This window comes from Canibacter oris, assembly GCF_014197205.1.
Taxonomy (GTDB): Bacteria; Actinomycetota; Actinomycetes; order Actinomycetales; family Microbacteriaceae; genus Canibacter; species Canibacter oris.
In genome coordinates, this window is the sequence record NZ_JACIFD010000005.1 from 118,995 (window position 1) to 128,555 (window position 9,561).

Genomic DNA, 9,561 nt, shown 5'->3' on the forward strand with positions numbered 1-9,561 from the left:
CTATAGTGGTTTTAACTTCCCAATGCAGGTTGAATGCGCCATCACAGCTGTTCTCCCTGCCAGAGAGAACGGGAGCGCCCATGCGTCTCACATTTGCCAAATCACCCGCCGCAACCCTCGGCATTGAGTGGGAGCTTGCTTTAACTAATAAAGATACTGGCGAGCTCAGCAATTGTGCTCCGGAAATAATCGCTGACCTAAAAAAACTTAGCCCCAGGCAACTTGCTGCCCGTCCAACAGCTGAACTACTGCAAAACACGGTAGAGCTAGTATCATCGCCGCATCAAACTGTGCCTGCCGCAATTGCCGAAATGCAAGAGCTCGCAGCACTCCTAGTGCAGGTTGCGGATGCGCATAACGTAGCCCCTATTGGAGCAGGCGGGCATCCTTTTGCCACCTGGGAGCAGCAGCTTGCAACCGACACTGCCCGCTACCGGGAATTTATGCATAATTATGGCTGGTGGGGCCGGAACATGCTTATTTGGGGGATCCACACACACATTGGAATAGCTGATCAAAACCTTGCTATTCCAACCTTAAATAAGCTTTTAAACTACCAACCCCACTTAATTGCGCTCGCCGCTTCTAGCCCGTTCTGGCTCAGCGATGACACCAGTTACGCTTCTAACCGCACTATGCTCTTTCAGCAGCTACCCAGTGCCGGGCTGCCGCCAGAGATTGCAACCTGGGAAGATTTCGAAGCAGCAATTGCAGATTTACAACGCTACGGCATCATTACTGAAGTGAATGAGGCCCGCTGGGATATTCGGCCCGCACCACAGTGGGGCACACTAGAATTGCGTGCCTGCGACAGCGTTTCTGATTTAGAAACACTCGGTGCTATTTCTGCGCTGTCACAATGTTTAACAGCCGAAGCCGCATCACAAAAGCACACCCCGCCTGAGCAAATGCCCTTGCCACGAATCATCTGCGCCGAAAACAAATGGCGCGCTTCTCGCTACGGATTTGCAGCAGAGATAATCACCAATTCACAGGGTGCAACCGCCCAATTGGGTGCTCACTTAGCAGCTACCTGCGAGAGACTACTTCCCTTCGCTGCAGATTTAGGATGCACTAAGGAGTTGGAGTATGCTCGCAGCCGTGCTCTCAACGGCGCCAACAGCAGCACCGAACAGCTTGCTTGCTACAATAGGCAACTCCAACAGGGCAATGACAAACACGCCGCATTGCAAGAAGTTGTGCGCTTTCTGCAGCGAGATTTCCGGGAATCTGTTAGCCGAGCTTAACCTGCTTCAAAAGCTCTTGCATCTGCTTCATATCTGCTGCCTGATTTGCTGAAGTGCCTCCCATCGCTGCTGCTCCAAATCCTGCACCTGCCGGTTGACTAGCTGCAGCTTGGGAAGCACCCAGTGCACGCTTCGCAGGGTTACCGCTTTTACGTGCACCTTTCTTCTTTCCTTGCTGCGCCTGCTTCTTCCGTCCTCCGTGCATACCTGGCATACCAGCCATCGCACCGTTTGGAATGCCGGGCAACTGCGGCATCCCACCGCGCGCAACAGTACGCATCATCTTAGCTGCCTGCTCAAACTGTTTCACCAGCATATTCACATCGGTCACGGTCATGCCGCTACCCTTCGCGATACGCAGTCGCCGCGACCCGTTCAAAATCTTCGGGTTGGCGCGCTCCGCCGGGGTCATTGACTGAATAATTGCCTCAGTGTGCAAAATCTTGCGCTCGTCAAAGCTGTCGAGCTGCTCTTTCATCTTGCCCATGCCCGGCAGCATACCAATCATCTTCTTGATTGATCCCTGCCCGCGCAATTGCTGCATCTGCTTCAGGAAGTCGTCGAGCGTAAACTCGTCTTTCGCGATTTTTTCGGCTGTTTTGCGCGCTTCTTCCTCATCGAAAACAGCCTGTGCCTGTTCAATCAGGGTAAGCACGTCACCAAGATCGAGGATCCGGCTAGCCATCCGGTCAGGGTGGAAAATCTCGAAATCATCGAGTGTTTCACCGGTTGAGGCAAACAAAATTGGCTTGCCGGTAACACCGCGGATAGACAGCGCCGCGCCGCCGCGCGCATCGCCGTCAAGCTTTGTCAGTACGACACCAGTAAAATCAACGCCTTGCTGGAAGGCCTGCGCAGTTGCAACCGCGTCCTGACCGATCATGGAGTCGATAACAAACAGCACCTCGTCAGGATCGGTGGCGCGACGAATATCAGCCGCCTGCTGCATTAGCTCAGCGTCTACACCGAGGCGACCAGCGGTGTCAATAATCACAAAGTCATAGTGCTTTTCGCGGGCGTGCGCCACACCGGAGGTTGCAACGCGTATCGGATCACCGACGCCGTTGCCTGGCTCCGGCGCGTAGATTGCGACGCCGGCCTGATCCGCCACAACACCCAATTGGGTTACCGCGTTCGGACGCTGCAGATCGCAGGCAACCAACAGCGGCGTGTGGCCCTCTTTTTTAAGCCATTTCGCGAGCTTACCGGCGAGGGTGGTTTTACCCGCACCCTGCAGACCCGCAAGCATAATCACGGTTGGCGGCTGTTTCGCAAACTGCAGCCTGCGCTGCTGTCCGCCGAGCACCTCAATCAGCTCTTCATTAACGATTTTGACAACCTGCTGCGCCGGGTTTAGCGCTGCGTTAACCTCGTCTCCCAGGGCACGCTCCCGCACCTTCGCGGTAAAGTCTTTAACGACCTCTAACGCCACGTCAGCTTCAAGCAGGGCGCGACGAATTTCCCGCACGGTGCCATCAATATCGCTGGCACTCAGTTTACCCTTGGTGCGCAGCTTAGAAAAAGTCTCGAGCAGACGCTCTGATAGTGATCCAAATGTAGCCATAACCCTTTTATTTTAATACCACTGACCTTAAAACGCACTTTTATCTACCCGCCCGGCACCCGTTACTACAAAGCAGGGCGGTGCTCCGAGGAGCACCGCCCTTAGCTGCGGGATTAACCGGTGGTGGTTACTTATTACAGCACCTTTGAGAGGAACGCTTTGGTGCGCTCCCGCTGTGGGTTGCTAAGCACCTCACGGGGGTCGCCGGCTTCCACAACCACACCGCCGTCCATAAAGACGAGGGTGTCTGCTACCTCGCGGGCGAAGCCCATTTCATGGGTTACCACCAGCATGGTCATGCCAGCTTCTGCCAGGCCCTTCATCACGTCGAGCACCTCACCCACGAGCTCTGGATCAAGCGCGCTAGTTGGCTCATCAAAGAGCATCAGCTTTGGTTCCATCGCGAGCGCGCGGGCAATTGCCACACGCTGCTGCTGCCCACCCGAAAGGTGTGCCGGATAGTAGTCGAAGCGTTCAGCCAGACCGACTCGCGCGAGCAAATCCATCGCCTGAGTCTGCAGCGCCGCCTTATCTTTCTTTTTGTGCAGCAACGGCGCAGCCATCACGTTCTCCAGCGCAGTCATGTGCGGGAACAGGTTGAACTTCTGGAACACCATGCCGATGTCGCGGCGCTGATGCGCTGCTTCACGCTCGTTAAGCTCATACAGTTTACCGTTTTCTTCACGGTAGCCGACCAGCTCGCCATCAACGTAGAGACGCCCCGCGTTGATGGTTTCAAGGTGGTTAATGCAGCGCAAGAAGGTGGATTTTCCGGACCCTGAAGGACCCACGAGGCACAGCACCTCGCCCTGTGCAACCTCGAGAGAGATTGACTTCAGCACCTGGTTTGAGCCGTATGATTTAGAAACAGCTTCTGCCTTCACCATTGGTGTTTTAGCTGTGCTCATTGCTTCCCCTCCTGCCGCGGCGGTGTTTGCGAGGCTGCCGCATTGTCAGCTGCAGCCAGCATTGCGTGATCCTCGGCTGTACCAATCACTGAGATGGCGCCGGTTTCCACGGTTGGCTTCTGCACCTGTGGGCGCTCGCCCACACCCTTTGCGAAGTGGCGCTCTAGGTAGTACTGGCCAACCATCAGGATAGAGGTCACCAGCAAGTACCACAGAGAAGCCACAATCAGCAGTGGTACTGGCTTGTAGTTCACCGCTGAAATGTCACGTGCCCGTGAGTAGAGATCGAGGGTGAATGGCACAGCTACCACCAGCGAGGTGGTTTTCAGCATGGAGATCAGTTCGTTGCCAGTTGGAGGAATGATTACGCGCATTGCCTGCGGCAGCACGATGCGTGACATGGTATGCCACCAGCCCAGACCGAGAGCAATCGCAGCCTCGTTCTGACCTTTGTCTACTGACATCAGACCAGCGCGTACGATTTCTGCCATGTAGGCTGCCTCATTGAGCGCCAGACCGATAACCGCGAGCACAAAGTAACTCAAGATATCTTTGGTGGTGATTTCAAACACCGCGTCAGTGAACGGAATACCCAGGGAAATGGTTTTGTAGATAACCGGAACCATACCCCACATAACCAACTGCACATACACCGGGGTGCCACGGAACAGCCACAGAAAAACCCACGCAATAGAGCGCATCACGGGGTTTGGACTCATCCGCATCACGGCCATGGTGATGCCGAGCGCCACGCCAATGATCATGGCATAAACGGTCAGCTGGAGAGTGTAACCGATGCCGGAGAGAATCCGCACATCGAAAATGTATTTCGCGACGACATCCCAGCTGTAGACCGGGCGATTAAATGCCGCGTCGTACAGGAACAGGGCCACCGCGATGAGCACCACCGCAGCGAAAACGGTGCGCCACGGATGGCGGACCGGAATCGCCTTAATCGGCTCTGGCTCCGCATGCACTGCACTATGCGCAGCACCGCCAGCATGTTGTAGATGACTCATAATTTTGCTTCAACCTCGAATTTTTATGAGTTTCCAGCGTTGATGGTCGCTTCTTTCAGCGCACCTGACTCCAGGCCAGCGCTCTTCAGAAGTTTCTCGTATGAGCCGTCATCCATCAGTGACTGCAGGGCTGCCTGCACAGCCTTGCCCACACCGCTGCCCTTCTGGAATGGGAAGCCGTATGGCGCAGCGTCGTAAAGCTTACCGATTGCTACCAGTTCACCCTCAGACTTCGCAATTGCGTCACCGGTAATTGGGGAATCAGCAGCCATCGCGTCAGCACGACCGTCGAGCAGCGCCTGGGTTGCCTCAGCCTGGGTTTCGAACTGCAGAATGTCGATTGCAGCTTTACCGGCATCCTCGCAAGCTTTGCTGCGCGCTGGAAGATCATCGGTGTGCTGGATAGTGCCTGACTGCACAGAAACCTTCATACCGCATGCGTTGTCTGGATCCACGGTTGAACCCTTTGGAGCTGCCCACGCAGTACCAGCCTGCAGGTAGTTCACGAAGTCAACAGTCTTCTGCCGCTCCAGGGTGTCGGTGAATGATGAAGAACCGAGGCTCAGCGCACCCTCTTCAACACGCGGCAGAATTGAGTCGAAGCTCATAATCTCCCACTCCACCTCAAGGCCCAGCTTCGCGCCGATCGCCTCTACCAGATCAACAGACCAGCCAGCAGGCTGACCTGAGGCGTCTTTAAACTCGTTTGGTGGGTACTCAGCGTCGGTACCGACAACCAGCTTGCCAGCTTCTTTTACCTCTGCGGGCAGCAGCGCTACTGCCGCCTCGTCAACACCAGAAACCTCAACGCCAGAACCGCCTGCGGCTCCGTCGTCGTTCACACATCCGGTCAGCGCGAGAGCAGCTACCGCCGCCATTGCTGGGAAGGTAAAGAGATTCTTCTTTTTCATTGGAAACACCAATCCTCTTCGTTTGGTCAGCCTAATGACTGCCGATTGAGCAATCAAACTAAAAATTAGCAGCGTGTCACAGTGATTGCAAGGACCAGGCGCAAATCGTAGTCTCGCCGTAACATTTAGCCTGGCAGGCAGTATCAACCCGCCAAAAAATAAAGCGACTGTTGTACTTTTCCAACAAAAAAAGGAGGGCGCCTAGTTCACCAGCTGCTGCGCAAACACGTGCGGCGTGAAACCAGTAAGGTCGTTAATCTGCTCACCCTGCCCCACAAGTTTCACCGGCAGTTGTGTTTTCTCCTGCACGTTCAGCACAAAGCCGCCCTTTGCCGAGCCATCGAGTTTTGTCAGCACCAGCCCGGTTACGCCGGCGTAATCAATAAACGCCTGTGCCTGCGACAACCCGTTTTGCCCGGTTGTCGCGTCAAGCACCAAAAGCACCTCTGACACTGGGGCCAGCTTCTCAACCACGCGCTTAATCTTGCTGAGCTCGTCCATCAGCCCGCCCTTAGTCTGCAGCCGCCCAGCGGTGTCAATAATGCACACATCATACTGCTCGTTAATTGCGCGCTGCACGGTCTGGTAAGCAACCGCCGCAGGATCCTGCCCCTCACGCTCCGGACGCACAATCGTGGCGCCGCCGCGCTCCGCCCAGGTCGCGAGCTGATCCACCGCCGCAGCCCTAAAGGTGTCAGCTGCGCCCACAATCACCCGCTTCTGGAAAGTGCCGAGATAGTTTGCAAACTTTCCAATAGTGGTGGTTTTACCAACGCCATTAACGCCCACAACCAGCACTACCGCGGGGCGGTCAGCCAGCTTCAAAGTCGCATCAAACTTCGCCAAACGGTCAGCCAGCACATCCCGCAACAGCTGCCGCAGCTCTTTCGCGTCAGTGATGTTGAAGCGCTCCACCTGGTCGCGCAGCTCAGTCAGCACCGCATCAGCAATATCGGGGCCGAAATCGGCAGTGATTAAAGCGGTCTCCAAATCGTCCCAGGTGTCGGCAGTGATCGGCTCACTGCGCTGAAACATATTTGAGAAAGCTTTCGAGAATGACCAGCGCTTTTCAGACATACTCTTAGGATACCCTCAAAACACCGTGTGCTAGCTGGGCAATTTTTGCGGAGGTGGATCCACCCGCCCAAAACATGGCCGCGCCCGCTGCCGGGCGGCATCGTGGTCGCGCTAAACGTCGCTCAGCCGCTGCCCAATCACCGCACTCACGCCGTCGCCACGCATCGAAACCCCGTACAGCGCGTCGGCGATCTCCATAGTGCGTTTTTGGTGCGTAATCACAATCAATTGCGAGTGCTGTCGCAAGTCCTCAAAAGCGTTGAGCAGCCGCCCGAGGTTCGCGTCATCAAGCGCCGCTTCGACCTCATCAAGAATATAAAACGGGCTTGGCCGCGCTTTGAAAATCGCCAGCAGCCAAGCAACCGCCGCTAGCGACCGCTCGCCGCCAGACAGCAGCGACATCCGCTCGACTTTTTTACCCGCCGGCTTCACCGTGATTTCAATGCCGGTTGTGAGCATATCGCCGGGGTTGGTGAGCTCAATTTTCCCGGTGCCGCCAGGGAACAGAATCGGGAACACCACCTCAAACGCCGCCTTGGTGTCGGCAAACGCTGCAGCGAAAATCGTCTCCATTTTAACGTCGAGGTCAGCGACAATCTGCAGCAGATCTTTTTTGGTTTTGGTGAGATCAGCTATCTGTTCATGCAGATAGGTGTGCCGCTGCTCCAGCGCCGCAAATTCCTCCAACGCCAGTGGATTGATACGCCCAAGCTGCGCTAGAGCCCGCTCTGCCGCCTGCAGAATCTGCTCCTGCTCTTGGCGATTATATGGTTTGGTTGGTGGATCCACCTCCCCCGCTTCAGTTCCCCCGCTTGCTGGGGTAGCTGTCGTCTCGACGTCTGGCGCTGCGGCGTGAGCCGTCGCCTCGGGCTCAGCTGCCGCACCTGCGCCCCCGCTGAGATCAGGCACCGGCAGCTCGGGGCCGTATTCGGCGAGCAGCGTCGCCACATCAAGCGACAGCTCATTGTGAGCCCGCTCGGTGAAAGACTTCAAGCCGATGCGCCGCTCGTAGAGCTGCAGCTCCACGCTGTGCGCCTGCTCGGTGAGACCGCTAAGCTCCTGCCGCACGCTGGCAGCTTCAGCCCGCAGCAGAGTCAGTTCCTGGCTGTGCTTGGCGCGCTCCAGCTCCGCTTCCTGCTGGGCCTGGCGGGCGGCGGTGAGATCCGCCGCAACCTGCTTTAACCACTGTGGCAAAACGTCAAGCACCTGCTGCGCGGCGCGGGCTTGCAGGTTGCGCTGCACGGCGCGTGCGGCCCGCTCCTGCTCTGCTTTTTCTGCCGCGTGAAACTGCTCTCGCACCCGACGGTATGCGCCTTCGGCGCTGCGAGCACGTTCCTGGGCGCGCTGCACCGTCATGCGCTGCTCCACTTCCGCGGCCCGTGCTTCTTCGTATGCTGCGGCTAGCTCATCGCGAACGGAATGTTCCACGGTTGGCCGTGGCTGCTTTTCAAACTCCGTCACCGCTGCCGCCGCAGTCGCCACTGCCGCTGCAGCCTCCGCCACTCGATTCTCGCTCTCTGCCACCGCACCCCGAGCGCGCTCCTGCTCGGCTTTCGCAGCTTCCACCTGCGCTGCGGCACGCTGCCATTTCGCAGCGAATTCAGCTCGGGCGCTGTCCGCCTGCCGCAGCTGTCGATACAGTTCCGCGGCACGAGTTTTGGCTTCCTGCACCGCCTGGCGAGCTGCCTCCCAGCGCTGTTTCGCGTCTTGCACCACGGCTGTTGCGGTGTCGAGCTGGGCCGTGACGGTGTCGTATTCCGCCCGCACTTCAAGAAGGGATTTGCTGGTGGCGGATCCACCAACCGCAGTGTGCGGGGTCACAATTTCACCGTGCGACGTGGCAATTGTGAAGTGTTCGAGGTGGCCGGAGAGGGTTGCCGCGAGCCGCTGTGCAGAGGCGAGATCGGGCGCTAAAAACGCGGTGTGCAGCAGCGCCTTGACTCCGGATGCGGCAGTAATCACTGATTCGGCGTGCACCGCGCCAACCGCGACGAGCGCCTCAGCTATCTGCGGTGAAAGCTGCGCTGCGGTCGTGGCGGAGTCTATTTCCGGGGCAGCCGTCGCCAAAACCACTTGCACGCGCCCGAGGTCCGCCTCCGCCGCGTGCTGCAAAACCCGCGTTGCAGCGGCTTCATCTGCAACCAGCAGGGCGTCGCCAAGCAGCAACCCCAGCGCAGCGGTGTGTGTTGCGTCAGCTTCTACCAGCGTCGCGACCTTACCGTGCACGCCCGGGAGCCCCGCGGCGATTACCGCGTCGCCGCCATCGTGCTGCCCCAGCTGCGCCGCAAGCGCGGTGTGTGTTGCCTGTAACGCAACCTGGTCTCGTTCGGCACGGTGCAGGGCTGCCTGCAGCTGGTCCCGCTCTGTTTCGAGCCGGGTTTGCGTCTCGCCGGCAGCGTTATATGCCTGTTCCAGATCGCTCGCTGCTGCGGTGGTGGATCCGCCCGCCTGCTCCGCGGTTTCTAGTTCTTTGAGGGCTGCTTCCGCCTGTTCGAGCCGGCTAGTCGCGGCACTGGCGGCAGTTTCGCGCCGACTGTGTTCGGCCTCGCGCTCTTGCTGTCTACGGATCGCGGCGGCGTGTTCCCCGCCAAGTTTCGTCAGCTGCATTTCGTAGGCGTTAAGCGCTGCGGCGGCAGCGGCGATCTCTTTGTCTACAGCGTCTAACGCTTCGCGTTTGTGCTGCACGGCGATGCTGGCTGCGGCGTGGGCTTCGCGCGCCTCTGGCACTAGCGCTTCGAGACGCTGCAACTCGGCGCTGACGCGATCCACATCGGCCTGCGTCACCCGGTTCGGAATCACGGTTGGTTCGTCTTGCCCCGCCAAGAATTGCAGCCG

The 9,561-nt window shown here is 57.9% G+C and carries 7 protein-coding genes; 1 reads left to right on the top strand and 6 read right to left on the bottom strand.

Translation table 11 applies throughout. From position 1 onward, the window contains the following. Positions 1-80 precede the first annotated feature (80 nt). On the top strand, positions 81-1,247 hold the full coding sequence (locus tag F5897_RS03390) for a carboxylate-amine ligase (protein ID WP_183304466.1): 1,167 nt from the start codon (positions 81-83) through the stop codon (positions 1,245-1,247). Here the strand turns inward: F5897_RS03390 and ffh are convergent. The 6 genes from ffh to F5897_RS03420 form a co-directional block, all read right to left on the bottom strand. Next, a complete protein-coding gene (gene ffh, locus F5897_RS03395; RefSeq protein WP_183304467.1) occupies positions 1,234-2,811 on the bottom strand; it encodes a signal recognition particle protein in 1,578 nt (525 codons plus the stop codon). The genes F5897_RS03390 and ffh overlap by 14 nt on opposite strands. 134 nt (positions 2,812-2,945) lie before the next feature. Continuing rightward, positions 2,946-3,719, bottom strand: a complete 774-nt coding sequence (locus tag F5897_RS03400; RefSeq protein WP_124825037.1) for an amino acid ABC transporter ATP-binding protein — start codon at positions 3,717-3,719, stop codon at positions 2,946-2,948. Further along, a complete protein-coding gene (locus tag F5897_RS03405; protein WP_124825036.1) occupies positions 3,716-4,738 on the bottom strand; it encodes an amino acid ABC transporter permease in 1,023 nt (340 codons plus the stop codon). Before F5897_RS03405 ends, F5897_RS03400 begins: the two co-directional genes overlap by 4 nt. Positions 4,739-4,761: 23 nt before the next feature. Continuing rightward, positions 4,762-5,649, bottom strand: a complete 888-nt coding sequence (locus F5897_RS03410; protein WP_124825035.1) for an ABC transporter substrate-binding protein — start codon at positions 5,647-5,649, stop codon at positions 4,762-4,764. 201 nt (positions 5,650-5,850) lie between these two features. Continuing rightward, positions 5,851-6,726 carry a signal recognition particle-docking protein FtsY gene (ftsY, locus tag F5897_RS03415; RefSeq protein ID WP_124825034.1) on the bottom strand — a complete coding sequence of 292 codons (876 nt, stop codon included), beginning with the start codon at positions 6,724-6,726 and terminating at the stop codon, positions 5,851-5,853. Positions 6,727-6,837: 111 nt separating this feature from the next. Next, positions 6,838-9,561: AAA family ATPase (locus F5897_RS03420; protein WP_183304468.1), on the bottom strand; the 2,724-nt coding region annotated here is incomplete at its 5' end.